Origin of the sequence: Micrococcus sp. KRD077 (assembly GCF_017168505.1) — a bacterium.
Classification (GTDB): domain Bacteria; phylum Actinomycetota; class Actinomycetes; order Actinomycetales; family Micrococcaceae; genus Micrococcus; species Micrococcus luteus.
In genome coordinates this window covers 23548-49218 of record NZ_JABFAZ010000032.1, presented here as the reverse complement: position 1 = coordinate 49218, position 25671 = coordinate 23548, and the positions used below count along the sequence as shown (strand labels likewise).

Genomic DNA, 25671 nt, shown 5'->3' with positions numbered 1-25671 from the left:
GGGGCAGGGGGACCCCCGCCGGCGGCTCGGACGAGTAGGAGAACTCGCCCTTGCCGTCCGGGGTGGGGCCTGCAGCCCACGAACCCTCCGCAGTGGCCTGACCGTCAGAGAACTCATAGTGCGTGTACGAGTGCTCCGTGGCCTCCTTCTTCTGCGGGAAGTTGCTCGGCACCGGCATCTCCTCCAGGCCGTCTTCCTGCAGCTCCTTCACAGCCGCCGCCCACTGGTTCTGGTGCATCGTGTCCCGGGCCAGAAGGAAGGAGAGCAGCTCCCGGATGCCCGGGTCATCGGTCATGTGGTAGAGCCGGGCCACCTGGGTGCGGCCCTGCATCTCGGCGTTGAGGTTGGCGGTCATGTCGGCCAGCAGGTTGCCGCTGGCCGTGACATACGCTCCGGTCCACGGATTCCCCATGCTGTCCACGGGGCGAGCACCGGCACCGGCCACGATGGCCTGCTGCAGGTCGGTGCCCCCGATGACGGCGGCCACGGCCGGGTCATCCTGGATGGCGTCGGTGGTGATCCCCACCGGGGCCTTCTCCAGCAGCTGGGCCACCATGGTGGCGAGCATCTCGACGTGTCCGAACTCCTCGGCCGCCGTGCTGAAGAGTAGGTCCCGGTATTTGCCCGGGATGTGGGCGTTCCATGCTTGGAAGCTGTACTGCATGGCCACGGTGATCTCGCCGTACTGCCCGCCGATCACCTCCTGCAGCTTGCGGGCGTAGACCGCGTCAGGCTTCTCGGGGCTGGAGACGTGCTGAAGCTTCTGCTTGTGGATGTACACGAGAGACTCCCTCGATCGGGTCAGACGCGCGAAGGCCCGAGGGGCTCCACGCCGGACATCATCGACGCTACGCGGGTCTGACCGACCCGCGTAGAGCTGACCCACGCCAGAACTGCGCCGGTCACCAGCCGCGCCATGGACGCCAGCCCCACTCGGGGGGTGAGCGCTTTCGCCATCCTCCGCCTGCGGATGCGGCGGGTGGGTGACTCTCAGAGGCACGCGGCACAACCGGTCGTTTGTGGCTGCGCTTCCACGAGCACGAGACCAGCCCCTCACACTCCGAGCGTCTCGCCCTATCTCCACTGCGCCTCTGCACTGCTATCTTCCTAGCCATGTTCACTCTCTGACGGCATCGCGCTGAACACCCCACCATCACGAGAGGAACAACTGTGCCCACTGACCTTCTGACTCTTCACTTGCCGCAGCTCTACCCTGCTGACCAGCTCCCTGGAGGACTCGACTTTCGAGGGTTGGACGTTGGGATGGCCGACGATCTGGCCCAGTGCTATCTGATGAGCTACCCACCCGACGTCGCTGCCTCCGATCTAGACGAGGCGCGCGAGGAGATGAACGCGACCTTCCGCGGTGACTACGGAAAGCTGCGCGCCGATGCGAGCACTACAGCGTGGGTGGGTGGCCGTCTCGCCGGAGCCATCATGGTGGTCACCCACTCGATCTGGGACGAACACCTCACTGGTCCGTTCATCATCGACCTCTTCATTGATCCCCACGCACGCGGGAAGGGGATCGGGCGGGCTCTGGTCCAACACGCCATCGCAACCTGCTGCGACGCCGGTGACCACACTCTGAGTCTGCGCTTCGGACAGGGCACCTCCGATGCGGCCATGAGGATCTACCAGCGGCTCGGATTTCGCCCCGTGGGATAGGCAGATTCGGTCGTTAGTGACGAGGGGCCCTGCCATGCGCCGTGTGCGCCACCTCCGGCCCTGCCCCCCGCCGCACGGCCCGCCACAACCAACCCGCCAGAGCGGCAGCCGCCCGTACGTTTCGGGCGATCCCCGGGACCCGCGGGGGCGCCCACCTGGACACCCAGTGTCACCCCGGCCGGATCCCGCCCGATATGCGAAGAGTTCCCCGCGCGTCGTGGGGAACTTTGCCTGCATCTCGACAGCAAAGGCCCTTGCCCACCGATCCGCGTCGTGACACAGTTCACCCCATGATGCAGCAGCAGTGACCCCGTGGGTCGGACGACCCACCACCGGCCTCCCCGCGCGCCCGTCTCGAGCACGGCTCGACGGGCGCCTCTGCGCCCACCCCTTTCTTCAGAAAGCAGTCACCGCATGCCTGACATCATCGAATTCCCCCTGCCCGCCTCGTCGGACGACCCCCACTGGCGGGCCTACTGCCACCTCGGAGACGAGTACAACCACGAGCTGATCGGCACGACCGAGTGGGACGAGACCCCCAGGGACGCGCTCATCCAGGCCGCCGCCGAGACCGACCACACGCAGCGCCGCTACCTGGCGTACGTCGACGGCGAGGCGGTCGGCTACGCCCGCGTCCTGATCAACCACGTCGACGACCCTGACGCGGCCGCCCTCAACGTCTACATCCACCCGCGGCACCGCGGACGCGGCCACGGCCGCGCACTGGCCGAGCGGCTCGTCCTGGACACCGCCGGCCTCACCCGTTTCGAGACCTGGCCGCTGACGCCGCGGCCGGTGGCCGGGCAACGGACGCTCACCCCGCCCAACGGCGCCGGTGCGGTGCCCGCCGAGCATCCGGGTGTGCGTCTCGCCCAGTCCTACGGCTTCGCGCTCGTCCAGACCGAGCGGGTGAGCCGGTATGACTTCGCCGATCCCGGGATCGACCCCGCCGTCGCCCTGGCCGAGGCCGAAGGCGTCTCGTCGGACTACGAGCTCCACGCCTGGGAGGGCGCGGCCGACGCGTCCCTGCAGGACGACGTCGCCGTCCTCAAGGCCCGCATGGCCACGGACGTGCCGTCCGGGGAACGCACCGTGGTGGAGCAGGTCTGGGATGCGGCCCGCGTGCGTCGCATGGACGAGCAGATCCTCACGACCGGGCGGCTCTTCCGCGCGGTGGCGCGGCACCGTGCCACCGGTCGGATCGTCGCCCTGAGCGAGCTGGTGGCGCCCCGCTCGCGCCCGGACGGGCTGATCGACCAGTGGGACACCATCGTGCTGCCCGAGCACCGCGGCCGCCGCCTCGGCATGCGCGTGAAGGCGGCGAACCTCATCGCCGTCCGCGACGCGCTGCCCGGGGCCCGCGCGATCATCACGTGGAACGCCGAGGAGAACCGGCACATGCTCGACGTCAACGAGGCACTGGGCTTCCGGCCGGTGCTGGTCGAGGCCTCCATGGAGGCGCCGGCACCGCTGCGACGTCGCTGACGGCCCGCGCCCCTTGGTGCCGCCTCACCCCCGCTCGAGCGTCCGCTGGGCCGCCTCCCGCACCGCCCGCGTGAGCCGCACCAGGCGCGTCACGGGCAGTGTGGCCGCCTGCCAGTACAGGGGCACGAGGACGTCGTCGAGCCCGGGCACGCGGACCAGCCGGCCGGCGCGCACGTCCTCGACGGCCTGGGCGTCCACGAGCATCCCCCACCCCAGGCCGGCCCGGACGGACCGGTGGAACCCGTCGAACGACGGCGCCAGGTGCGTGGGCGGGGCGACGTCCAGCCCGGCGCCGCTCAGCGCGAGGCGCTGCAGGTCGTCCTTCGCGTTGTAGCGCATCATGGGCATCGCGCCGAGGTCGACGACGTCGCCCGCCGCGTGCCGGGCGCGCAGGGCGGGCGAGGCGAGCGGGACGTAGCGCATGCTCCCCAGCGGCTCCGCCGCACACCCCTGCACCGGCTGCGGCTCCGTGGTGACGGCGGCCAGCACCTCGCCCCGGCGCAGCAGCCGGGCGCTGTGGTCCTGGTCCTCGACGTGCAGGTCCAGGACCGTGTCGTCCCAGTCGGCGGCCTCGGCCAGGACGGGCCCGAACCACGTGCCCAGCACGTCGGCGGGCACGGCCAGGGAGGTGACGCTGCGCCCGGCCGCCGTGCGGCCCAGCCCGGCCCACGCCTCCTGTTCGAGCACCCGCATGTGCCGGGCCACGCGCACCAGGCCGACGCCGGCCTCAGTCGGCTCGCAGGGTGTGCCGCGCCGGAGCAGCACCTGGCCCACCTCCCGCTCCAGGGCGCGGATGCGCTGGCTGACCGCCGAGGCGCTGACGCCGAGCTCGTACGCGGCCGCCTCGAACGAGCCCTCGTCCGCGATCGCACGCAGCGCCTGCAGCTGATCAAGGTTCATGAAGCAGAGCTTAGGCACCTGCAGTTCTCTTCGTTTGGCTCAGGCCCGGCCGGGCCCTAGCGTCCTCACCCATGTGGACCCTCGCCGGCACCGGCCTGCTCACCGGACTCGCCCTCATCGTCGCCATCGGCGCCCAGAACGCCTTCGTGCTCCGCCAGGGCGTGCGCCGGGAGCATGTGGGCGCCGTCGTGCTGGTGTGCATGGCCTCGGACGCCGTGCTGATCCTGGCCGGGACCGCCGGGGTGGGTGCGCTCGTGCAGGCCGTGCCGTGGCTGCTCGAGGTGCTGCGCTGGGGCGGCGCCCTGTACCTGCTCTGGTTCGCGGTCTCCTCCCTGCGTGCCGCGCTGCGCCCGCAGGGGCTCGTCGCCGAGCAGGCGCCGCGCACCGCGGGTTCGGTCATCGCCACCACGCTCGCGCTGACCTGGCTCAACCCGCACGTCTACCTGGACACCGTGGTGCTGCTGGGCAGCCTCGCCAACCAGCACGGTCCCGACGCGCGGTGGGTCTTCGCCGCCGGCGCCGTCGCCGCCTCGGTCCTGTGGTTCACCGCGCTCGGCTACGGCGCACGCCTGCTGGCCCGGGTGCTCGCCGACCCGAAGGCGTGGCGCGTGGTGGACGTGGTGATCGCGGTGGTCATGGCGGTGCTCGCGGTCCGGCTCATCGCCGGTTCCGGCGTGTGGGGGTGAGCCGACAGACGCCGGTTCTGGCGTCGGGCTGAATCAAGGTCGCTCAACGTCGACCCGCCAGAGCTGGGCTCGTGCGGCCTCCGCGAACAGGGGTGCACCGCACGGCACCAGCCGCTCAAGGACGTCCCTGACGGTCAACGGAGGATTCCGTGTCGCGCCCGCTTGGGCTGCGAGGGCCGTCATCACTCGAGCCGGGTCCAGGTCGAGCTGGTTCATGAAAAACTCATCCGGACTCTGCACCTCGATGTCGAAGGACTCAACGACCTCCCGCGGGAAGTCCTTCAGATTCGCCGTGACGATCAGGTCAGCACGTCCCTGGATCGCGGCGGCGACCACATGCCGATCATCGGGGTCCGGAAGATCAATCCCGGGCACGAGCTGCTCCCACCCCTCGACCCGCGCGTCGTCGAAGGCGGCGTCCATGACCCCGGCACGGTGACGCGCCGCCCCCGACGCACGCATGTCTGGATGCATCGCTTCCAGTGCGCGCACCGTCTCGTCGAGGATCCGCCCGCTCCATACCGGCCGATAGAGGCCCGCCTCGGCCAGATGCAGCAAGGTGTCCGCTTGGGCGATGGGCACGAGGACGCACGCGTCGAGCACCGCGCTGAAGCGCGCCACTACCCGCGCTCACCCCGGAGGTCGGCGCGAGCCTGACGCAACGCCTCGCGGTAGGACTCCGCCTTCTGGTCGTAGAGCCCCGCAGACGAGGCCTCCCCTACGAGGTCGCTCAGCGAGGCACGCCGCTCCCCGCGCTTCCGCTGCTGATAGGACACGACGTCTTGGAGCCGGATGCGTCGGTGCCGACCACCGGTCGTCCTCTCGTACGGCAACGCGCCCTCCTCGAGCAGCCTCACCAGCGTGGGACGACTGATGCCGAGGAAGTTCGCCGCCTCCTGTGTCGTGAGCAGCTGGTCGACGGGTGCCACCGTGATGGCCTTGCCCACCCGCATCGCCTCGACGACGTCCCGCAGGACGTTGAAAGCCTCTGGCGGCAGGGGGACCTTCTGCCCATCAGGGCCGACCAGGGCGGCCGGCTGCGTCAGGCCGTCGAGGAACCTGCCGACGTCGAGCATCTCCTCGAGGTCCGTCGGCGGCAGCACCGTGTGCTTGTCATTCACCGTCGCAGTCATGGAACAAGACTACCCGCGAAAACGAAAAATTCGCAGTTTCCTCTCGCGTCCGCTTCCCCGCTCCGGGGCGCTGCGTCAACCGCGCGCGTAGGCGAGCGACTCCTCGATGATCCCGACGACGACGGCCAGCTCTGCCTCGTCCCGCGGACCGTAGAGCATCCACTCCGTGCCGAAGTCCGCGTAGCCATGCGGTTCGAGCCATCCGAGCTCGGCCAGACGGACGCCGCGCTCGGGCGCCAGGACGAGGTGCACTGACGTGTCGTCCACCCCATGCAGGTGCACCGGCTCCCAGCGCCGGCCTGGTGAGAGGTTGACCTCCGGGGTGCGCTCCTCCGGCCGGCCTGTCAGGTGGAGGGCGCGCGACGTTGCTGGCGAGACGGTGCTGTGGCCCTCCTCGACGCCGTCGAGGGCGAACACCGCAGCGACCAGACGGCCCCACAGCTCCGGCGATGATCGCTGATCAAGCTGTCGGTGGGGCCCCTCGGTCGACGTCGCGGGACGACTGCCCGGCCGGGGATCGTCAGCGGTGAGCCGGACACGGGGGCTCGCATCAGGATCCATGCAGACGATCCTGACGGGGCCCCGCCGGCCAGGCAAGGCCATCAGGCCCCCCTCACTCCCCGCCCAGCTCCTCCCGGAGGATCCGCGCGCCGGCCACGAGCGCGGCGGTCTTGTCCCGCGCCACGGAGCGAGCCAGCGGCGCCATGCCGCAGTTGGTGCTCGCGATCAGCTTGTCCGCGTCCACGAACTCGAGGGTCTCCCGGAGGGTCGCCGCGACCTCCTCGGGCGTCTCGATCTCGTCGCTCGCCACGTCGATCGCGCCGACCATCACCTTCTTGCCGCGCAGCAGGCCGATGAGCTCCGCCGGCACCCGGGAGTGGTGCCGCTCCAGGGCGATCGTGTCGATCGTGGACTCGCGCAGCAGCGGGAACGACGTCTCGTACTGGCGCCACTCCTCCCCGAGCGTGGCCTTCCAGTCGTTGTTCGCCTTGATCCCGTAGCCGTAACAGATGTGCACGGCCGTCTCACACGTCAGGCCCTCGGCCGCACGCTCGAGCGTCGCCACGCCCCAGTCGCGGACGTCGTCGAAGAACACGTTGAACGCGGGCTCGTCGAACTGCACGACGTCGACGCCCACCGCCGCCAGCTCCCGCGCCTCCTCGTTGAGGATGCGCGCGAACTCCCACGCGAGCTTCTCGCGGCTGCCGTAGTGGCGGTCGGCGAGGGTGTCGATCATGGTCATCGGCCCGGGCAGGGTCCACTTGATGGGCCGGTCCGTCCGGGCGCGCAGAGCCTTCGCGTCGTCCACGAACACCGGCGCCGGCCGGCCCACCTCCCCGACGACGGTCGGCACACTCGCGTCGTACCGGTCGCGGATCCGCACCGTCTCCCGCCGGTCGAAGTCCACACCGCCGAGGTGCTCGATGAACGTGGTGACGAAGTGCTGGCGGGTCTGCTCGCCGTCGCAGACGATGTCGATGCCCGCACGCTCCTGATCGGCCACGGCGAGGGCGAGCGCGTCGAGCTTGCCCTCGCGCAGCTGCTCCCCCTCGAGCTTCCAGGGCGACCAGAGCGTCTCCTCCTCGGCGAGCCAGCCGGGCTTCGGCAGGCTGCCGACGAGGGCGGTGGGGATCAGGGTGGTCATCGGGTCTCCTCGTTGTCTCGTGCGGCGTGGGCGGCGGCCCAGCGCTCCAGCAGGTCGCGGTGCGGGCCCACGAAGTGCTCCTGCGTGTACTCCCCCTGCTCCCGGCCGAGGCGGGCCCGCTCCTCGCGGTCGTAGGCGATCCGGGTCTGCGAGAAGTCGCCGTGGTCCAGGCGCGGCCGGTACACCTCGCCGGCCCCGGCGTTCGCGTTGTAGATCTCCGGCCGGTAGATCCGCTGGAAGGTCTCCATGGTGGCGATCAGCCCGGCCAGGGAGAGGTTCGCGTGGTCGTTGAGCAGGTCGCCCCGCGAGTAGAACGCCAGCGGCGCCACGGCCCCGCGCGGCAGGAAGCACCGGATCCCCAGGCCCATCCGGCCGAAGTAGCGGTCCGTGCGGGAGGGTTCGTCCTGGCGGTACTCGACCCCGAGCACCGGGTGCTCGTTCGTCAGCCGCCGGTAGGTGCGGCTCGTGGACACGCTGATGCAGATCACGGGCGGCTGCGGGAACCGCTCCCGGTACGCCTGCGAGTCCAGCAGGTGCCGGAACAGCCGCCCGTGCAGGTCGCCGAAGCCGTCGGGCTCCTCGGTCCCCGGCGACGTCACCGCGTGCGCGGGCAGCACCACCGAGAAGTCGTGGTCGCGGACGTAGGAGGAGAAGTTGTTCCCCACACTGCGGCCGAGCACGGCGCCCGTCGCACGCTCGACCACCCGCACGTCGAGCATCTCCATGAGCGGGAAGTCGACGTCCGCGCCGTCGTCGGCGGTGAAGTGCACGTCGATCGAGACGATCTCGATCCGCGCCGTGTAGCGGTCCCGCTCCGGGTTGTCCCAGGGGGCGAGGTCGTTGAGGCGCCCGTCGATCATGGCCAGGGCGGCGCGCAGGTTCTCCCGCCGGTCCGTGCCGCGGGCGAGGTTCGCGAAGTTCGTGGTGGCGCGCGTGCTGGCGGCGGGCGTGTAGTCCTCGTCGAACGGCGTGGTGTGGATGCTGAACGTCAGGTCGTCCACGCGGGTGGGCGCGGTGCTCGGGACAAGGGTGGCGTGGCTCATCGGGTCCTCTCCGGGGTGCGGGCGCGGGTGGTGCGGTGGTGGGCGGTTTTACTTGTCGTTTTTTTTTAGATGTGGTATAAGAGACAGGCGGCGCCCCGCGGCCGGCGGCGACGCGTGCGGCGCACTCGAGGCCGGCCTCGAGGTCCGCCTGCAGGTCGGCCACGTCCTCGATGCCGACGGAGAGCCGGACCAGGTCCGTGGGGACGGCCAGGGGCGTGCCCCGCACGGAGGCGTGGGTCATCTCGGAGGAGTAGCAGAGCAGCGATTCGACCCCGCCGAGGCTGACCGAGAGCGCGAACAGCTCGGTGGCCTCGGCGAACGCGCGGGCCGCGGCCTCTCCCCCGGCCAGCCGGACGGAGACGATGCCGCCGAAGCCGTCCATCTGCCGCGCGGCGAGCGCGTGGCCCGGGTGGTCGGGCAGCCCGGGGTAGAAGACCTGGGCGACCTCGGGGCGGCCCTGCAGCCAGCCCGCGAGCGCGGCGGCGTTGGCGCCGTGCCGGTCCATGCGCAGGCCGAGCGTCTTGAGGCCGCGGGCGGCGAGGTAGGAGTCCTGCGGGCCGGCGACCGCACCGGCGGCGAACTGCTGGTAGGCCACCGCCTCGGCCAGCGCCCGGCCGCGGAACTCGCGGTCGGCCACCACCACGGCGCCGCCGAGCACGTCCGAGTGCCCGCCGATGTACTTGGTGGTGGAGTGCACCACCACGTCCGCGCCGAGGTCGAGGGGCCGCTGGAGGTAGGGCGAGGCGAACGTGTTGTCCACGACCAGCAGCGCGCCGGCGTCGTGGGCGATCTGCGCCCAGGCGGCCAGGTCCGCGATGCCGAGCAGCGGGTTGGAGGGCGTCTCCACCCACAGCAGCGCGGTGCGGCCGGGGCGGACGGCCGCGGCGACCGCCGTCGGGTCGGTGATGTCCACGGGGGTGTTGGACACGCCCCACGGCTCGAGGACGGTGGTGATGAGGCGGTGGGTGCCGCCGTAGCCGTCGCCGCCCAGCACGATGTGGTCGCCGGGGCGCAGCACGGCCCGCAGGAGGGCGTCCTCGGCGGCGAGCCCGGAGGCGAACGCGAACGCCCGATCGCCGTGCTCGAGGGCGGCGAGCTGGGTCTCGAAGCCGTTCCGGGTCGGGTTGGAGCCGCGGCTGTACTCATGCCCAGCGCGCAGCACGTTGATGCCGTCCTGTACGAAGGTGCTGGTCTGGTAGATCGGCGGCACCACGGCGCCGGTCAGCGGGTCGGGCTCCTGGCCGGCGTGCACGGCGGTGGTGGTGAAGCCGCGGACGGCGGGACGGGAGACGGAGCGGGTGGTGTGGTGGACAGCGGTCATCTCAGCGCACCTCCTGGGTGACGGCGGCGGTCTCGGGGACGGCGGGCGTGGTGGCGGGGACGGCCGGCCCGGCGGCGGTCACCACGGCCAGGGCACGGTCCAGGTCCGCGATCAGGTCGTCGGGACACTCCAGCCCGATGGAGAGCCGGACGGTGGTCTCGGCGATCCCGGCGTCCTCGCGCTGCTGCCGCGTCAGGCGACAGTGCGTCATGGTCGCCGGGTGGGAGACGAGGGACCGGGCGTCGCCGACGTTGACCACCAGCTGGAACAGCTCGAGCGCGTCGAGGAACGGGGCCACGGCCTCGGGGCCGCAGGCCAGGTCGAAGGAGAACACCGAGCCGACGCCGTCCGGGAAGTCACGGGCGGCCAGCGCCGCGCTGGGATGCCCGGCCACGCCGGGGTGGTGCACCCGGGCGACGGCGGGGTGCCCGGCCAGGTGTTCGGCCACGGCCAGGGCGGTGGCGGTGTGGCGGGCCACGCGCAGGTCGAGCGTCTCGAGCCCCTGGATGAACTGCGCCGCGCTCGCGGCGGCGAGGGTGGGGCCGAGGTCGTGCAGGAACTTGCTGCGGGCCAGCGTCAGGTAGGCGCCGCGGCCGTGCCGCTCGACCAGCGTCTGCCCGCCGTAGCGGGCCTTGGGCCGGGCCAGCTGCGGCCACCGGTCCGGCGCCGCGCCGTAGTCGAACGTGCCGCCGTCCACGATCGCGCCGCCGAGCACCGCGCCGTGCCCGCCGAGGAACTTGGTGGCCGAGTGCACGACGACGTCGGCGCCGTGCTCCAGCGGCCGGTAGAGGGCCGGCGTCGCGAGGGTGCTGTCCACCACCACGGGCACACCGGCCGCGTGGGCGAGGTCCGCGAGCGCGGGCAGGTCCGGGAGGGTGGCGAGCGGGTTGGTGATGGCCTCGAGGAAGAACGCGCGGGTGTCGGGCCGGACCGCTGCGGCCCACGCGGGCGGGTCCGCCGGGTCCGCGAAGGTGACCTCGATGCCGAAGTCCGCGAACGTGTCCGTCAGCAGGTCCACGGTGCCGCCGTAGAGCTGGCTGGAGGCGACCAGGTGCTTGCCGCCCTGCAGCAGCGCCAGCAGGGACAGCGCGACGGCGGCCTGGCCGGTGGCCGTGGCGATCGCGCCGATGCCGCCCTCCAGTGCGGCGAGGCGGTTCTCGAACACCGCGACGGTCGGGTTGCCCGTGCGGCTGTAGGTGAAGCCGGGGGTCTCGAGCCGGAACATCGATGCCGCCGTGGCGTGGTCCGGGAAACGGAACGCCGTGGTCTGGTGGATGGGCGGGACGACCGGCCGGTGGGGTGCGGCGGGCTCGTAGCCGGCGTGGACTTGCTGTGTGGCGTGACGGGGCATCTGCTCTCCTCCATCGGTCCTGGCGGTAGCACCGGGCCTGCCGTTCCCGGGGGTCCGGGTGCGGCGGGCGGGTTGCTGCGGCGTCGTCGAGCCAGATCTCTCGGCCGCTCTGGATGGGTGGTGAGCCCATCCCACGCGGCGGGCCGCCGCGAGTCCAGCGGACGGCCGGCTCGCGCGTCATATGAGCCGCCACCGCGCCATCCAGGACCGGCCGGAGCCTCTCCGGGGCGCGGCGGGCCGAGGCAGACCCGTGTGACGGACTGGCGTGGAGGGGGGTGTGTGTCAGACTCCCGGACATGACACAGAGCACACCGGGCGGACCGGCCACGGACCTGCCCGACTTCCGGCCCTCGGGCAACCAGGGCGTGGACCCGGCGCTGTACGAGATCGAGAACGCGGCCATGGACCGCGAGGGCGCCCTCTGGGCGGCACTGCAGGAGGCGGCGCCCTGGACCGGGCGGACGCTGCTCGACCTCGGTGCGGGCACCGGCTTCTGGCTGCCCCGCTACGCCGACGCGGCCGAGACGATCGCCGTCGAGCCGGACGCGCGCCTGCTGGGGGCCGCCCGCGCCCGCCCCGGCGGGGCGCGCGTGCTCTACGGCTCGGCCGAGCAGATCCCGCTGCCGGAGGCGAGCGTCGACGTCGTGCACGCCCGGTTCGCGTACTTCTTCCCGCACCCGCGCTGGGACGTCCGGCCCGGCCTGGACGAGGTCACCCGGGTGCTGCGGCCCGGCGGCGCGCTCGTGGTGATCGACAACGACACCGAGCGCGGCCAGTTCGCCGAGCTGCTGCGGGCGAGCACGAACGCCGCGGCGCAGGGCCAGGACACGTACGCCCGCGAGTGGTGGGCCGGCATCGGGGCCGAGACCCGCGAGGTCATGAGCTCGTGGACCTTCGACTCCCGCGCCGACCTCGAGGCCGTCCTGCGGCTGGAGTTCGAGCGAGGGGTCGCCGACGCGTGGCTCGCCGAGCACCCCGCAGCGACATCACTGAGCTACGGCTACCTGCTCCACGTGTGGCGGTGAGCACGGACCCGCGTCGCCAGACGCCTGCCCCCCGCGGCTCTGACACTGGGACGCCCCCGCTGCCGGAAGGACGGGCGCGGTGGCTGGTCGCCTCCAACGCCCTCGACGCGGGTGGCCGGTCCGCCACGGACGTCGCCCTGGACGTCCTGGCGGTGCTCCTGCTCGGCGTGGGCGCCGACGGCATGGGCGTGCTGATGACGCTCTCCGGGTTGGGATTCCTCCTACTCGGCGTGCCCCTCGGCATCGTGGTGGACCGACACCTCAGCCCGCGGCTGCTCGCGGCCACCGGCCTCGCCAAGGCGGCGGTGCTCGGCTCGCTCGTCGCGGCGTGGGCGCTCGACGCGCTCACGTTCGGTCACCTCGCCGCCGTCATGACCCTGCTGGGCGTGCTCACGGTGCTGGCCGAGACCACCCAGACCGCGCTCGTGCCGCGCGTCGTGCCGGCCACCGCCGTCGCCCGCCTGACGGCGCGGCTCGAGTCCGCCGACGCCGCCCTCGTGTTGATCGTGCCCGCCGCGGCGGGCGTCCTCGTCGGGTCGCTGGGCGCAGGGCCCGTGCTCGGCATCGCGACGGCGTTCCTCTTCGCGGCGGCGATCGTCGCGCTCCGGGTGCGGTTGCGGCCCTCCGCCGCGGCGGACGTCCCGGACGACGACGGGGACCCCGGCGTCGCGGACGTCCTCTCCCGCTGGGCCCGGTTCGGGAAGGACGCCGCGGAGGGGTGGACGGTCCTGCGGCGCACCCCGGTCCTGTGGCTGCTGACGATGGGGTCGGTGGCCGCCAATGTGGGCATGGCCCTCTTCGCCCCGGTCGAGGCGGTCTGGATCCTGACCGACCTGCGGCTCGGGCCGGAGTTCCTGGGCATCCAGATCACCGCGGGCGCGGTCGGGGCACTGACGGCCTCGTCCCTGGCGGGCCGGGCCATCGACCGCCTGGGCGAGCGCCGGTGCATCCTCCTCGGCTCGGTCGGCTGCGCCGTGGCCGTGGGGCTGCACCTGCTGGCCTACGCCGACCGCGCTCATGCCGGGCCGTGGCTGCTGGCCGGCGCCGCCCTCTGGGGGTTCATGGTCCTGCTCGGGAACATCACCCAGGCTGCCGTGACCGCCCGCGCCTGCCCCGAGGGCACGCTCGGGCGGGTCACCGCGATGCGCCGCACCCTCACCCGGGGCTCCGTGCCGCTGGCGACCCTCGCGGGAGGTGCGCTCGGGGCGACGCTCGGGGTCGGCTGGGCGCTCGCGGGGTGGCAGGTCCTGGCGGTGGTCTCGCTGGCCGCCGTCGTGCCGGCCGCGCGACATCTCGGGCCGAGGACGGCTGAGCGCTGAATCCGCGCGACCGATGCTCCTTGCGCGGGCCGTCCGGAATAAGGACGACCCGCGTAGAGAACGTCGGCCCGGCGCGGGACCACCCCGCCGCGCGTCCAGCCCGGCACCCGGCTGGCCCCGCTCAGCCTTCCTGCGTGATGCGCAGGGTGCGCAGGCGGCGGTAGAGCGTCGCCCGGCTCACCCCGAGCGCGGCGGCGGCCCGCACCTTATTGCCGCCGGCCGACTCCAATGCGTCGATGATCGCCTCCCGCTCGGCCCGTTCGAGGCCCAGGAGGGGGACAGTCCCTTCCCCACGGTGTGATGCGGGCAGCTCAGCCACCGTCACACGGCCGCCCCCAGCCCTCCGCCCAACACGGCCCACGACGTACTCCAGCTCGACCAGGTTGCCCGGCCAGTGCTGCTGCGCCAGGACGCGCACGGCCTCCGGGGAGAACATCGGCGCCGAGGCGCCGTGCACCTGGGCCGCCATAGCCGCCAGCAACGCCGGGAACTCGGCGAGCCGACGGCGCAGCGGCGAGAGCTGGACGCGATGCTCCGTCAACGCGAGCACGGCCGAGACATCGGTCGTCGGCTGCACCTGGGCGGTCATGACAATCCGGCACCGCCCCTGTCGGAGGGCTCGTCTCAGTCCTGGCAAGAGCCGAGGTTCCAGCGCGTCGACGTCGTCAACCACCACCGGCGGGCCGGGCCGCCGCACGAGGGCCTCGAGCCCCCGTAGCCAGGTCGTGTCCTCGGGGGTCTGGGCGCGGCCGACCTCGAGTATGACGGCGTCGGGGCCAGCGATCCTCCGGGCGGCCGCCGTGCGGCCGGAGCCGGGCTCCCCGATCACGCTCACCGAGCCCCGTGCCTCGCGGGCCGCTTCGACGGCCGGAGCCCAGGTCCCGCGCCCCGCCCCCGGCGTGGGACGCGGCGTGGTTTCCGTCGCGGCCCTCTCCAACCGCATCAGGGTCATGCCAGACGCCTCGGACACGTCCGCGACGCTGAAGCCCCCCGCCACGCCCACATCGCCACCGTCGAGCTCCCCCCGCCGCGCTCGCACCGCCAGGGCCCGCAGCTCCGATCCGTCGAGACACCGCACCAACCGCTCCGCCGCGGCATTCAGGAGGATCGACTCCTCACCCACGCCCACCACGGCACTACCCCGGCCCCGGGTGAGGCGGCGGAACTCCGTCAGAAGCCGCAACTCGTCTGCGTACGTGGCCGCGCCTAGCGCCTGCTCAATCTGTCGTCCGAGGTGCCGGGCCAGGCCCTCCACGAGCGTCGGCGTCGCCCCGGCGAACGTCACCACGCTGAGCGCCCCATGGACGCGCCCGACGCCCGGATGCGCGAGGGGCACCCCGAAGCAGGAGAAGGCCCGGAACGCGTCGAGATAGTGCTCCTCCCCGTCGACGGCGACGCCTCGGCCCAGCTCAAGGGCGGCGCCGATCCCGTTGAACCCCGCCGCCTCCTCGGCCAGGCAGACCCCCACATCCAGCCCCCGCCGCCGAATCTGCTCCCCCAACGCCGATTTCCATGGCCCCACGAGGCGGATCAGTCGTCCGCTGCGGTCGGAGGCAAAGAGGAAGAGGTCAAGGCCGGCGAAATCACGCGCCACGTCGGCCAGGGTGGTGGCGACCGCATGGTCGAGTGCCGCCGCGCGTGCCCGCACGTCGAGAGTGGCAGTGGTCAGCGTGTCGTCTGCGCGCACCCCGTGCAACCGGGACCGCCGCCAGCCGGATTCCGTCTCGAGGCGATTCGACACCATGACGGTTATGCCCGCCCGTGCGGCCACTCTGAGATGCACATCACGGTCGAGAAGCCTAGGCCGCCCGTCCGCACATCACCAGGACCCCCGCCGTCAGGATGGGCCACCGCCGCCGCGGGTGTCGCAGAACTGCACACCCCGCCCCTACGGCACCGGTCATAGCCTGACTCTGCCACATGTGATCTAGGTCATATTCAGGCGACAGGAATCGACCCTAGTGAATGGAGAACGATTATGCGCGCAGCGCTCGCAATGAAGGTCGGGGGCAAGTTCGAGATCCATGATGTGGTGATCGACGACCCGGTGGGGCGGGAGGTCTTGGTGGACGTGAAGGCCTCCGGCCTGTGCCACTCGGACCTGCACCTCATCGACCACGACTTCGGCCTGCCCCTGCCCGCCGCCGGAGGGCATGAGATCTCCGGTGTCGTCGCCGCGGTCGGCCCCAGCGTGACAAGCCTGAAGCCGGGCGACCGCGTCGTCGCCTGTCTGATCGCCTACTGCGGGGCCTGCGCGCGGTGTCTCGCGGGCCAGACCACCCTGTGCCTGAATCAGGAGGCTGTGGTGCGGGGGCCGGAGGAGAAGCCACGCCTCACACTTCAGGACGGCACGCCCGTCGCCCAGTCCGTCAACGTGGGCGGATTCGCCGAGCAGGTACTCGTCCATGAGAACCAGCTAGCCGTTGTCAACGAGGACATCCCCTTCCCGCAGGCCGCGCTCATCGGTTGCTCGGTCGTCACCGGTGCTGGCGCGGCCATCAACACGGCCCACGTACGGCCCGGTGACACGGTGGCCGTCGTGGGCGTCGGTGGCATCGGCCTCAATGCCGTGAGCGGTGCCCGTCTATGCGGCGCCAAGCGCGTGATCGCGATCGACCTGGACGACTCCAAGCTTGAGGCGGCCCGCCGGTTCGGCGCCACCGACGTGGTCAACTCGGGCTCCGGGGACGCCGTCGAGGCGGTCCTCGGGATCACGGGCACCGGAGTGGACCACGCGTTCGAGGCCATCGGGTTGCCAGTGACCCAGCAACTCGCCCAGGACGTTCTCGGACCTGGCGGAACCGCGTACCTGATCGGCATTGCCCCGCCCGGGACCACGGCCCAGTTCGGCGCCTCGCTCGATTCGCTGTTCGCACAGCGACGCCTGCAGGCGGTGGCCATGGGCTCCTCCAACATCCAGCGCGACATCCCGCTGTACGCCGACCTGTACGTCCAGGGACGTATGGATCTGGACCACATGGTCTCCCAGGAGATCTCCCTCGATGAGATCAATACCGGGTACGAGCGGCTCCTCAACGGCGAGGTGATCCGTTCCGTCATCACCTCGTTCTGATGCCCCACTCCCCATCTCACGACTCCTAGGACGCACCATGACTGAGACATCGAACTCCCCTATGACCGCGCGAGTACGCGCCTTCCTGGACCGCCCCCATCGCCTCCTGATCGGCGGTGAATGGGTCGACGCGGCGTCCGGGAAGACCTTCGAGACCCGGGATCCTGCCACCGGCGAGGTGCTCGCCACGGTGGCGCACGCCGAGCAGGCCGACATCGACGCCGCCGTCGCCGCGGCCCGTGCCGCCTTCGACGAGGGCTCATGGGTGCGGATGCGGCCGAATGTACGCGAGGACCTGCTGTGGCGGATCTCCAACCTGATCACCGAACGCCTCGAGGACTTCGCGCTCCTGGAGTCCCTCGACCAGGGCAAAGGCGTGGGCATCGCCAGCGCCTTTGACGTCCGCGCCGCTGCGGACTGCTTCCGTTACTACGCGGGCTGGCCCTCGAAGCTGCAGGGGGCCGTCAATGCTCCATCCATGCTGCTGGCCCCGCCCGAGGCCGAGTTTCACTCCTACACACGGCGCGAGCCCGTGGGCGTGTGCGGTCAGATCATCCCATGGAACTTCCCGCTGTTGATGGCGGCCTGGAAGATCGCCCCCGCACTGGCCACGGGCAACACCGTGGTCCTCAAGCCCGCGGAGCAGACGCCGCTGACAGCACTGATGCTGGGCGAACTGTTGACGGAGGCAGGCGTGCCGGCTGGCGTCGTCAACATCGTCACCGGCCACGGCGACGCCGGTGCTGCGCTCACCGCCCACCCTGACGTGGACAAGGTCGCGTTCACCGGCTCCACCGAGGTGGGCAAGAAGATCGTGGGGGCGGCGGCCGAAAACTTGAAGAAGGTGTCGCTCGAGCTGGGAGGCAAGTCCCCCAACATCGTGTTCGCGGATGCCAACATCGACGCCGCCGTGGACGGGGCGCTCATGGGATTCACCCTGAACTCGGGTCAGGCCTGCGAGTCCGGCACGCGCGTGTTCGTGCACGCCGACGTCTACGACCGGTTCAACGAGGCCCTCGCCGCGAAGATGCGCCAGATGAGCATCGGTCCGGGCACCGAGGACGCCGCCATCACCCCGCTGGTCTCCCAGGAGCAGCTGGACCGGGTGATGGGCTTCGTTGAGGAGGGCAAGCGGGACGGTGCCGTCGCTCTGACGGGCGGGCAGCGGCACGGCGACGCCGGCTTCTACGTGGAGCCCACCCTCTTCACGGAGACCACCCCGGAGATGTCCATTGTCCGCGAGGAGATCTTCGGCCCGGTGGCCGTCTCCGTGAAGTTCACCGACGAGGACGAAGTGATCCGCGCCGCGAACGATTCGGTATACGGCCTCGCCGCCGCCCTGTGGACCCGGGACGTCTCCCGTGCCCACCGCGTGGCCGCACGGCTCAAGGCCGGCACGGTGTGGGTCAATACCTTCCATGCCCTGGACTCGCAGCTGCCGTTCGGTGGCTTTCGGCAGTCCGGCTGGGGCCGGGAGCTGGGCGCGGAGAGCTTGGAGCTGTACACCCAGGTGAAGTCCGTGACCATCGCACTCTGACAGACGAACGCCAGTCGGTCAGCCGCCGCGGGTGGGATCCTGCGGCGGCTGACCGACATCGGTGGTCATTCACAGGGGCGCCTGCCGCATCCGCCCGTCGCGGCAGGGCTGAGGGCAAGGCCCTGCATTTCAGCGACGCAATCCGGCGCTACGACGCCGGCTCCACGACGCTGACTTCAACCGCGCCTGGATCTTCCTGTGTCTGATCCGAAGATCGGGCCGGTCACGCTTTTCGCATTCGCCTCTCAGCCACCGGTACGGCCACCGCAAGCGGGAGCGCCGCAAGTCTCGGTCCCATCCGTGGCCTCGTGCCCACCGCACGGCTGATCCCCCGCCACCGGATGGGCGGCGAGGGATCAGCCACTGATCGAGGCGGTGCGCTCGGGGTCGGCTGGGCGCTCGCGGGGTGGCAGGTCCTGGCGGTGGTCTCGCTGGCCGCCGTCGTGCCGGCCGCGCGGTGGGTGGATGCGGGGCGCGACGACGTCGACTGAGGCCGAGACGCTGACGCGGACACCGAGGTCGCTTAGTGTGTGGCCATGGTCACTCGCCCCGTGCTCCAGCAGCCGGTGATCGACGCCGTCGACATCCGTTCCGTCGCGGAGTTCTACCGCGAGCTCCTCGGCCTCCACTACCGCGCGGGCGACGAGCTCGCGGACGGTCGCGAGCCGGACAGCGCGGACTGGCTCGTGCTGCTGGACGACGACGGCCGCCGCGTCCTGACATTCCAGCGCACCGACGAACTGAAGCCCAGCACGTGGCCGTCACCCGAGGTGCCGATGCAGCTGCACCTGGATTTCACCGTGCCGGACCGCGATTCCCTCGACGCGGCCCACGACCACGCCCTGCGCCTGGGCGGGCGCCTCGTCCAGGACCGCTCCGACGACGAGGACGAGCCCCTGTACGTGTTCGCGGACCCGGCCGGCCACCCCTTCTGCGTCTTCGTGGGGTGAGCGCGGCAGACCGCGGGGGTGGTTTCACGCACATGTCGAAGACAAAGAAGCCGGTTCAGTGCCGTCGGTAAGGTCGTCGGGTGATCCCGCAACCCACCGATCGACTCACGTTCCGGTGCATGACCGACGCTGACCTCGACGACATGTGCAGGCTCCGCGGAGACGCGGAGGTCATGCGCTACTACCCGCGGGCCAAGTCGCGCAACGAGGTGCAGCGGTGGATCAACTGGTCGAAGGACAACTACGCCAAGCATGGGTTCGGCCTGTGGGTCATCGAACACCGGACCACCGGCGACTTCATCGGTGACTGCGGCCTGACCTGGCAGAACGTCGACGGCCAGGAGGTCCTCGAGGTCGGCTACCACGTCCTGCCTGAACGCCAGGGACAGGGACTGGCAACCGAGGGGGCCTCTGCCTGCCTGCGACACGGGTTCGAGACCCTCGACGCAACGATGGTCACCGCGATCATCAACCCCGACAACATGGCTTCCCGTCGCGTGGCCGAACGAATTGGCATGACCGTGTGGAAGAGGACGCGCGATCCCAGTAGAGCGCCGATCGTGGTCTACAGCAGCCACGGCCAAGAGGCATGACGCACTGAACTGCCGCCATGGGTGCGTGCCCACTGAGGAGACACGCCCTGCGCCCAGCCGGCCAGGCGCTTCTGCGTCTTCGTGGGGTGAGCGCGGCAGACCGCGGCGGCTCAGCCCTCGAGCCGCTGGTCGAACTCCTCGTGGTCCAGCTGGCGGTGCATGCGGTCATCTTCAAGATACGGTGCCGTCCATGCATCTGGACCCGGCCGAGACGAACCGCCGCGCCTACGATGACGCCCGCGTCGTCGCGGGGATCGCCCCGGCGGGGACCGCGTCGAGTGGCGGCGGGGCACGGCGGAGCTGATCGAGCCGGCGTCGGTGGACCTGGCGGTGGACCGCGTCTGGAGCGGCTGGCACGGCCGCCCATTCGACGCGGCGGAGCACCCGCTGATGATCATCGGGGCCTGTCCACAGGGGGCCTGACCCGTCCACCCGTCATGGCAGGATGACGCATGTCACACGTGATGCGAGGGGGAACCATGACGGACACGACCACGGCCCGCCCCATGCGGCCGGCCCACTTCGACGACGACCCGCCCGTCCGCGGGATCGGCCACCTCCGGCACCCGGTGGTGTGGGGCGGGCTGATCGGGGTGGTCGGCGGCGGCGCCTTCCTGTTCGGCGGGATCGCGGGGCTGCCGGCCGAGCACCAGGGCACGCTGCGCGGCAGCGCGATCGCGCTGATCGGCTTCACGTTGGTGGTCGTGCTGCTGCGCCGGCGGGTGCTGCCCGCCGTGCAGGCGCCCGCCCGCGGCGCGTCTACGGGATCGCCGTCGTCACGATGCTGGCGCTCCTCCCCGTGACACGCCTGGTGGCACTCGCGCTCGACGCACCGACGGCGCAGATCGCCCTGGTGGCCGCCGTGGTGGGCGGCCACTTCCTCCCGTTCGCCCGGGCATTCCAGGCCCCGGTGTTCTGGTGGATCGGCGGGGCGATGGCCGTGCTGGGGCTCGCCGGTGCCGTAGTCGCGGTTCTCGGCGATCCCGTGGCCGGGCCCGCGGGGGCGGCCGAAGCGGGAGCTGCGATGCTCGTGATCGTCGCGGCACAGGGTCTGCTGGCGTCCCCTCGGCAGGACTGAGGGCCGGACCATGACCATGCTTCAGGCCATCCGCCGCTACTACGCCGGCTACGCGCAGTTCAGCGGGCGCGCGTCCCGCGCCGACTTCTGGCTCGCGGCGCTCTACGTGTGGCTCCTGCAGGCCGTCGTTCACTTCGTGTCCACCGTCCTGGACGTGTTCCTCCTCGGCTCCCCGGACCTGTCCCTCCGCGACGCGGCCGTCCTCCTCGTGGGGATCACGCACGCACTCCCCTCGCTCGCCCTGCTCGCCCGGCGCCTCCACGACGCCGGCTTCAGCCGCGCGTGGCTGTTCCTCGGGCTGGTGCCGTTCGTCGGCCCGCTCACGCTGCTCGTGTTCGCGCTCCAGCCGTCCGCCCCGCGCCTCGGACACCCCGCCGATGCGTCGGACCCGGTGCCGGCGGGGGCCACGGCCGCGCGGCGCTGACCCCCGCTCCCCTGGCCCGACCTGATCAGTGATCGTGGTCGGTGTGCTCGTCGGACTCGTGGCCGTGATCGTGGTCGGCGTGCTCGTCGTGGCCGGACTCGGCATCAGCGCCCTCCTCGGGCTTCACGGACTCGGGCTCGCCGGTGACCACGGCCATCTCGACCGGGGCGAACTCCAGGTCCTTCTCCAGGACGGTCTCACCGGTCTCCAGGTCGACGGCCACGAGCTTCTGGGCCTCCGCGTCGGTGACGTAGGCGGTGTTCCCGGCCACCTTGAGGATCGGGCCGGGCTCCTGCCACTCGTCCTTCTCCTTCCACGGCTCGATCACCGGGTACTCGGCGGTGACCTCACCGGTCTCCTCGTCGATCACGGTGACCTCGCCGTCGTAGGTCAGCACGACCGCGGAACCGTCCTCGGCGCGGCCGAGCGAGCGGAACCAGTAGGAGGAGCCGAGGTCCACGGTGGTGAGCTCATCGGTGCGGGTGTCGATGAGGGCGATCGCCGTGGGCCGCTCGACGGCCTCCTCCGGCTCCTCCTCGACCTTGTGATCACCCAGGACGATGGGCGAGTCATGCAGCCCGAACAGGTTCCCGGAGCGCTGATACTCGGTCTCGACGTCCACCTTGTGGAACTCGCCGTCCCGGTACACGACGGGCCCGTTCTCGCATCCCATCACGACGACGTCGCCCGCCTCCGTCGGCTGGGCCGCGGCCTCGCCGTGGCTGCCGGGGCAGTCGTCGGTCTCGGCCGTGACCTCGCTGGTCTTCGGGTCGATCACCTGGAGCGTGTTGCGGGAGTCCTCGGTGCCCTGCGTGGTGAAGAGGGTGCCGTCGGAGAGCTCGAGCGCCACGCCGTGGTGCGGGTCCTCGGTCTCGGCCTCCGTCATGACGGGCATGAGGTCCGGGGTCGCCTTGTCCAGGTGGGCCGAGTCGAAGGTCCGGATCGCGCCCGTGCCGTCCCCGAAGAGGGTGGTCCTGCCGTTGTGGGTGACGACGTGGCCGGGGTGCTCACCCGGGAACGTCACGCCGGTCATGCCGGGCGCGGACTCGTAGTGGTGGACGTGATCGCCGTGGGCCTTGGCCTGGATGCCGGTGGAGAACACCTCCCAGCCCTTCCCGGTGGTCACCAGGACGTCCTTGCCGTTGCCGGCGTTGCTCAGCCGCGTGAAGCCCGTGATGTCCTGCTCCTTCACCACCTCACCGGACTCGGCGTCGAGCAGCGTGAGCCCGTCCTCGTGCGAGAGCAGGATGCGCGGCGTCACCGCGGAGACCTCGGTGGTCTGGGTCGGGTCGACGCGGTCCTCCGCGGAGACGGAGGAGGCCGCCGTCGCCTCACCCGCCGGCGACTGGGCGCCGCCCGCGGCGGAGGCGGGTGCCGACGTCGGGCCGGACGGGTCGGCGTCCGCGCCGCACGCCGTCAGGGCGATGGCCGCGGCGGCGAGGGTGGCGGAGAAGGTGGCGGTGCGCGTGGAACGGCGCTGCGGGGCGAAGTGGGACACGGGGAGCCTTTCACGAGGGCGAGAAGATGCGACTGATTCACAATAAGAACTGTTGCGGATGGTTCGCAATACTGCGGTGGACCCCGCCCCGGCATCTCGGCGGCGCCGACGGCGCGCCCCCGTCGCGGGAACCGGCACGTGACGCCCTCGACGCGGCGACCGGGCCGTCAACGGCACGCCGCTCGGGCGCCACTACCGGCTGGGCGGCTGAGGCGTCGGGCGGTGCGGCGCGCGGCGGAGCCCGTCAGGCCAGGCCGCGCGCCGCATGCCAGGCGGCGATCCGCTCGAGCGCCTCGTGGACGGCGTCCGGGCCGGTGGCGAAGGAGAGCCGGACGGACTCGGGCCCGTGGACGGCGTCGAAGTCGTCGCCGGGGGTCAGCGCGACGCCGGCCTCCTCCAGCAGGGCGGCGCAGTAGCCGACGGCGCTGCCGAACTCCGCCAGCATGCCCGGGGCGAGACGGGCCCAGAGGTAGAAGGCGCCGTCGGCGGGGGCGGCGTCGGCCCAGCCGAGCCGGGGCAGGGCGGCCAGCACGACGCCGCGCGTCGCCGTGAAGCCGCCGGCCTGCTCGGCACAGAACGCGTAGGACTCCTCGCTGAACGCGTGGACGGCCGCCTCCTGGGCCGCGGCGGGCGGGCAGAGGGCGACCGAGCCGGCGAGGCCGTCGACCGCGGCGGCGAGGTCGTCCGGCATGAGCATCCAGCCCAGCCGCCAGCCGGGCATGCCCCAGTACTTGGAGAACGAGCTGACCACGAGCGCGGTGCGGGAGGTGCGCCATGCGCAGGCGCCGAGCCCCTCCCCGTCCGTGTGCACGATGCCGTGGTAGATCTCGTCCGAGACGAGCCGCACACCGCGTTCCTCGCACCAGCGGGCGAGTTCGGCGAGCTCGGCGGCGCTGACCATCGTGCCCGTGGGATTGGCCGGGGAGGCGAGCACGAGCCCCGCGACCGGGCCCTCCGCGAGCGCCGCCTCCAGGTGGGCGACCGTGGGCTGGTAGCGGGTGCCGGCGTCGACGTCCACGTCCACCACCTCCACCCCGAGCGCCGTGAGGATGTTGCGGTACGCCGGATAGCCGGGGCGCGGCAGGAGCACGCGGTCCCCCGGGGGGAACGCCGCGAGGAAGCCGAGCATGAACGCCCCCGAGGAGCCCGTGGTGATCGCGACCTGCTCGGGGCGCACGTCGAGCCCGTACCAGCGGCGGTAGTGGCCGGCGACGGCGGCCCGCAGCTCCGGCAGGCCCAGCGCCGGGGTGTAGGTGAGGGCACGGCCGGAGGCGTGGACGGCGGCGGCCGCGGCGTCGACGGCGGGCGGGGCGCCCCTTCATGCTGCGCCGCTCCAAGGAGCTCGTGGCGAAGGACCTGCCGTCCAAGCAGGAGCAGATCCTCCAGGTGGAGCTCGAGCCGGCCCACCGCAAGCTCTACGACCGCGTGCTCCAGCGCGGTGGATTCAATCGGTCGTCGCAACACCCTCTCGGAATCACTGGAGGTATGGGCGATGGCAAGCAAGGACTGGGCGAGGAAGATCAGTGACGTGCCCGAGGGGACACGTCGGCAGTGGAGAGCGGATCGGGCCTTGCGGGCCCCGATGCGCTCTCCTGGCAGGCCGCAGCCCTCACGGGAGGTCCAACGCCAGTTCTGGCGTGTGATCGCCACCGGTGTCACCACGGTCGAGGCATCCCTGACTGTGGGCGTGTCCTGGCCCGTCGGGGCGCGCTGGTTCCGTCACGCTGGCGGGATGACCCCGCTGTCCTTAGCCGAGCCCACCGGCCGGTACCTGTCCTTCGCTGAGCGTGAGGAGCTCGCGATCCTCCATGCCCAGGGCCAGGGGGTCCGTCAGATCGCACGCACGCTGGGACGTGATCCCGGCACGATCAGCCGTGAGCTGCGCCGTAACTGCGCCACTCGTTCCGGGAAGCAGGAGTACCGGGCCACGGTGGCGCAGTGGAAGGCCCAGGAAGCTGCCAGGCGGCCCAAGCCGGCGAAGCTGGCCACGAACCAGCGACTGCACGACTACGTCCAGGCACGCCTGAACGGGGTGGTCCTGGGCCCCGATGGCGTGGCCGTGCCGGGACCGGTCGGGCCCGGTTTCAAGGGGCGGAAGATGAAACCGCGCCGGGCGGACCGGCGGTGATCCACGGCGTGGAGCCCTGAGCAGATCAGCCACCGGCTGCGCCTGGAGTTCCCGGATGATGTGTCCATGCGGATCTCTCACGAGGCGATCTATCAGTCCCTGTTCGTCGAGGGACGGGGCGCACTCAAACGCGAACTCGTCGGGTGCCTACGCACCGGACGGGCTCTGCGCGAGCCGCGGGCACGTACCCGGAACAAGCCCCAGGGCCACGTCACCGAGGACGTGGTGTTCAGCAAGCGCCCACCTGAGGCCGCTGATCGTGCTGTGCCCGGGCACTGGGAAGGGGACCTGATTATCGGGACCGAGCGTTCAGCGATCGGGACTCTGGCCGAGCGGAAGAGCCGGGCCACGCTTCTGGTCCACCTTCCCCGCCTGCAGGGATGGGGTGAGCAGCCGCCGGTGAAGAACGGGCCGTCGCTGGGCGGGTACGGGGCCGAGGCGATGACCGCGGCCCTGACTAAGGCGATGACGACGGTGCCGGAGCAGCTGCGTCAGAGCTTGACGTGGGATCGGGGCAAGGAGCTGGCCGGGCATGTCCAGTTCACGATGGCCACGGGCACGAGAGTGTTCTTCGCTGACCCCCACTCGCCGTGGCAGCGGCCGACGAACGAGAACACGAACGGGGTGCTGCGGCAGTACTTCCCCAAGGGCACGGACCTGTCGAGATGGTCGGCCGAGGACCTCGCAGCAGTCGCGTACACGCTGAACAACAGGCCCAGGAAGGTCCTGGACTGGAAGACTCCCGCGGAGGTCTTCGCCGAGCAGCTACGCTCGCTCTCAACGCACGGTGTTGCAACGACCGGTTGAACCCGCC

At 71.6% G+C, this 25671-nt stretch carries 22 protein-coding genes and 5 pseudogenes; 15 read left to right on the top strand and 12 right to left on the bottom strand.

Features of this window, described 5'->3' with window-relative positions; all coding sequences use genetic code 11:
- Positions 1-781, bottom strand: a pseudogene (locus J1M39_RS08005) (manganese catalase family protein); the annotation flags it as partial.
- Positions 782-1263: 482 nt separating this feature from the next.
- On the opposite strand from J1M39_RS08005, the gene J1M39_RS08000 reads away from it, so the two are divergent.
- Together J1M39_RS08000 and J1M39_RS07995 are read left to right on the top strand one after the other, a co-directional pair.
- Positions 1264-1668, top strand: coding sequence for a GNAT family N-acetyltransferase (locus J1M39_RS08000; protein WP_079118296.1), 405 nt, complete (start codon positions 1264-1266; stop codon positions 1666-1668).
- 414 nt (positions 1669-2082) lie between these two features.
- Positions 2083-3153, top strand: a complete 1071-nt coding sequence (locus J1M39_RS07995; protein WP_036314953.1) for a GNAT family N-acetyltransferase — start codon at positions 2083-2085, stop codon at positions 3151-3153.
- A 24-nt stretch (positions 3154-3177) separates the two neighbouring features.
- On the opposite strand, the gene J1M39_RS07990 is transcribed toward J1M39_RS07995, so the two are convergent.
- The gene (locus J1M39_RS07990; protein WP_036314951.1) at positions 3178-4053 is read right to left on the bottom strand and encodes an ArgP/LysG family DNA-binding transcriptional regulator; all 876 of its coding nucleotides are present in this window, start codon (positions 4051-4053) and stop codon (positions 3178-3180) included.
- A 71-nt stretch (positions 4054-4124) separates the two neighbouring features.
- On the opposite strand from J1M39_RS07990, the gene lysE reads away from it, so the two are divergent.
- Positions 4125-4739 carry an L-lysine exporter gene (gene lysE / locus J1M39_RS07985; RefSeq protein ID WP_036314948.1) on the top strand — a complete coding sequence of 205 codons (615 nt, stop codon included), beginning with the start codon at positions 4125-4127 and terminating at the stop codon, positions 4737-4739.
- A gap of 33 nt (positions 4740-4772) precedes the next feature.
- Here the strand turns inward: lysE and J1M39_RS07980 are convergent, their stop codons facing one another.
- From J1M39_RS07980 to J1M39_RS07950, 7 genes and pseudogenes are all read right to left on the bottom strand, one after another.
- Positions 4773-5360, bottom strand: a complete 588-nt coding sequence (locus J1M39_RS07980) for a PIN domain-containing protein (protein ID WP_036314945.1) — start codon at positions 5358-5360, stop codon at positions 4773-4775.
- Positions 5360-5872, bottom strand: a complete 513-nt coding sequence (locus tag J1M39_RS07975) for a helix-turn-helix domain-containing protein (RefSeq protein WP_036314943.1) — start codon at positions 5870-5872, stop codon at positions 5360-5362. The genes J1M39_RS07980 and J1M39_RS07975 overlap by 1 nt, the downstream gene beginning before the upstream one ends.
- A gap of 75 nt (positions 5873-5947) precedes the next feature.
- The gene (locus tag J1M39_RS07970; protein ID WP_036314941.1) at positions 5948-6289 is read right to left on the bottom strand and encodes a luciferase domain-containing protein; all 342 of its coding nucleotides are present in this window, start codon (positions 6287-6289) and stop codon (positions 5948-5950) included.
- Positions 6290-6485: 196 nt separating this feature from the next.
- The gene (locus J1M39_RS07965; RefSeq protein ID WP_036314939.1) at positions 6486-7517 is read right to left on the bottom strand and encodes a methionine synthase; all 1032 of its coding nucleotides are present in this window, start codon (positions 7515-7517) and stop codon (positions 6486-6488) included.
- On the bottom strand, positions 7514-8560 hold the full coding sequence (locus J1M39_RS07960; protein ID WP_051995257.1) for a putative oxygenase MesX: 1047 nt from the start codon (positions 8558-8560) through the stop codon (positions 7514-7516). The genes J1M39_RS07965 and J1M39_RS07960 overlap by 4 nt, the downstream gene beginning before the upstream one ends.
- Before the next feature lie 184 nt (positions 8561-8744).
- Positions 8745-9881, bottom strand: a pseudogene (locus J1M39_RS07955) (cystathionine gamma-synthase); the annotation flags it as partial.
- Position 9882: 1 nt separating this feature from the next.
- The gene (locus J1M39_RS07950; RefSeq protein ID WP_036314933.1) at positions 9883-11232 is read right to left on the bottom strand and encodes an O-acetylhomoserine aminocarboxypropyltransferase/cysteine synthase family protein; all 1350 of its coding nucleotides are present in this window, start codon (positions 11230-11232) and stop codon (positions 9883-9885) included.
- A 296-nt stretch (positions 11233-11528) separates the two neighbouring features.
- Between J1M39_RS07950 and J1M39_RS07945 the strand changes: the two genes are divergently transcribed.
- Together J1M39_RS07945 and J1M39_RS07940 are read left to right on the top strand one after the other, a co-directional pair.
- On the top strand, positions 11529-12257 hold the full coding sequence (locus J1M39_RS07945) for a class I SAM-dependent methyltransferase (protein WP_036314929.1): 729 nt from the start codon (positions 11529-11531) through the stop codon (positions 12255-12257).
- Positions 12254-13576 (top strand): MFS transporter, encoded by a 1323-nt coding sequence (locus tag J1M39_RS07940; RefSeq protein WP_223247479.1) that lies wholly within the window; start codon positions 12254-12256, stop codon positions 13574-13576. The genes J1M39_RS07945 and J1M39_RS07940 overlap by 4 nt, the downstream gene beginning before the upstream one ends.
- A gap of 121 nt (positions 13577-13697) precedes the next feature.
- On the opposite strand, the gene J1M39_RS12555 is transcribed toward J1M39_RS07940, so the two are convergent.
- Complete coding sequence (locus J1M39_RS12555) at positions 13698-15359, bottom strand: helix-turn-helix domain-containing protein (protein WP_020626559.1); 1662 nt, start codon at positions 15357-15359, stop codon at positions 13698-13700.
- Positions 15360-15554: 195 nt separating this feature from the next.
- On the opposite strand from J1M39_RS12555, the gene J1M39_RS07930 reads away from it, so the two are divergent.
- From J1M39_RS07930 to J1M39_RS07895, 8 genes are all read left to right on the top strand, one after another.
- A complete protein-coding gene (locus J1M39_RS07930; protein WP_020626558.1) occupies positions 15555-16649 on the top strand; it encodes a zinc-binding dehydrogenase in 1095 nt (364 codons plus the stop codon).
- A gap of 37 nt (positions 16650-16686) precedes the next feature.
- Complete coding sequence (locus J1M39_RS07925) at positions 16687-18186, top strand: aldehyde dehydrogenase family protein (RefSeq protein ID WP_036314923.1); 1500 nt, start codon at positions 16687-16689, stop codon at positions 18184-18186.
- A 308-nt stretch (positions 18187-18494) separates the two neighbouring features.
- Positions 18495-18677 carry a hypothetical protein gene (locus tag J1M39_RS07920; protein ID WP_020626556.1) on the top strand — a complete coding sequence of 61 codons (183 nt, stop codon included), beginning with the start codon at positions 18495-18497 and terminating at the stop codon, positions 18675-18677.
- A 45-nt stretch (positions 18678-18722) separates the two neighbouring features.
- The gene (locus J1M39_RS07915) at positions 18723-19136 is read left to right on the top strand and encodes a VOC family protein (RefSeq protein WP_036314920.1); all 414 of its coding nucleotides are present in this window, start codon (positions 18723-18725) and stop codon (positions 19134-19136) included.
- 80 nt (positions 19137-19216) lie between these two features.
- On the top strand, positions 19217-19729 hold the full coding sequence (locus J1M39_RS07910) for a GNAT family N-acetyltransferase (RefSeq protein WP_020626554.1): 513 nt from the start codon (positions 19217-19219) through the stop codon (positions 19727-19729).
- Between the two features lie 479 nt (positions 19730-20208).
- On the top strand, positions 20209-20532 hold the full coding sequence (locus J1M39_RS07905) for a hypothetical protein (protein WP_020626551.1): 324 nt from the start codon (positions 20209-20211) through the stop codon (positions 20530-20532).
- The gene (locus J1M39_RS07900) at positions 20529-20807 is read left to right on the top strand and encodes a DUF7010 family protein (RefSeq protein WP_223247480.1); all 279 of its coding nucleotides are present in this window, start codon (positions 20529-20531) and stop codon (positions 20805-20807) included. Before J1M39_RS07905 ends, J1M39_RS07900 begins: the two co-directional genes overlap by 4 nt.
- 10 nt (positions 20808-20817) lie before the next feature.
- Positions 20818-21231, top strand: a complete 414-nt coding sequence (locus tag J1M39_RS07895; protein WP_020626549.1) for a DUF805 domain-containing protein — start codon at positions 20818-20820, stop codon at positions 21229-21231.
- A gap of 25 nt (positions 21232-21256) precedes the next feature.
- Here the strand turns inward: J1M39_RS07895 and J1M39_RS07890 are convergent, their stop codons facing one another.
- Both J1M39_RS07890 and J1M39_RS07885 read right to left on the bottom strand, forming a co-directional pair.
- Complete coding sequence (locus tag J1M39_RS07890; protein ID WP_206496651.1) at positions 21257-22729, bottom strand: outer membrane protein assembly factor BamB family protein; 1473 nt, start codon at positions 22727-22729, stop codon at positions 21257-21259.
- A 244-nt stretch (positions 22730-22973) separates the two neighbouring features.
- Positions 22974-24044, bottom strand: a pseudogene (locus J1M39_RS07885) (aminotransferase class I/II-fold pyridoxal phosphate-dependent enzyme); the annotation flags it as partial.
- On the opposite strand from J1M39_RS07885, the pseudogene J1M39_RS12650 reads away from it, so the two are divergent.
- Positions 24029-24166 (top strand): annotated as a pseudogene (locus J1M39_RS12650) (SNF2-related protein); the annotation flags it as partial. The pseudogenes J1M39_RS07885 and J1M39_RS12650 overlap by 16 nt on opposite strands.
- 55 nt (positions 24167-24221) lie before the next feature.
- Positions 24222-25664 (top strand): annotated as a pseudogene (locus J1M39_RS07875) (IS30 family transposase).
- The last annotated feature ends 7 nt before the right edge of the window (positions 25665-25671 follow it).

Coding starts and splice junctions, on each gene's coding strand:
- J1M39_RS08000 (WP_079118296.1), top strand. CDS start 1,264: ATGGCCGACGATCTGGCCCAGTGCTATCTGATGAGCTACCCACCCGAC.
- J1M39_RS07995 (WP_036314953.1), top strand. CDS start 2,083: ATGCCTGACATCATCGAATTCCCCCTGCCCGCCTCGTCGGACGACCCC.
- J1M39_RS07990 (WP_036314951.1), bottom strand. CDS start 4,053: ATGAACCTTGATCAGCTGCAGGCGCTGCGTGCGATCGCGGACGAGGGC.
- lysE (WP_036314948.1), top strand. CDS start 4,125: ATGTGGACCCTCGCCGGCACCGGCCTGCTCACCGGACTCGCCCTCATC.
- J1M39_RS07975 (WP_036314943.1), bottom strand. CDS start 5,872: ATGACTGCGACGGTGAATGACAAGCACACGGTGCTGCCGCCGACGGAC.
- J1M39_RS07965 (WP_036314939.1), bottom strand. CDS start 7,517: ATGACCACCCTGATCCCCACCGCCCTCGTCGGCAGCCTGCCGAAGCCC.
- J1M39_RS07960 (WP_051995257.1), bottom strand. CDS start 8,560: ATGAGCCACGCCACCCTTGTCCCGAGCACCGCGCCCACCCGCGTGGAC.
- J1M39_RS07950 (WP_036314933.1), bottom strand. CDS start 11,232: ATGCCCCGTCACGCCACACAGCAAGTCCACGCCGGCTACGAGCCCGCC.
- J1M39_RS07945 (WP_036314929.1), top strand. CDS start 11,529: ATGACACAGAGCACACCGGGCGGACCGGCCACGGACCTGCCCGACTTC.
- J1M39_RS07930 (WP_020626558.1), top strand. CDS start 15,555: ATGCGCGCAGCGCTCGCAATGAAGGTCGGGGGCAAGTTCGAGATCCAT.
- J1M39_RS07925 (WP_036314923.1), top strand. CDS start 16,687: ATGACTGAGACATCGAACTCCCCTATGACCGCGCGAGTACGCGCCTTC.
- J1M39_RS07915 (WP_036314920.1), top strand. CDS start 18,723: ATGGTCACTCGCCCCGTGCTCCAGCAGCCGGTGATCGACGCCGTCGAC.
- J1M39_RS07905 (WP_020626551.1), top strand. CDS start 20,209: ATGACGGACACGACCACGGCCCGCCCCATGCGGCCGGCCCACTTCGAC.
- J1M39_RS07895 (WP_020626549.1), top strand. CDS start 20,818: ATGACCATGCTTCAGGCCATCCGCCGCTACTACGCCGGCTACGCGCAG.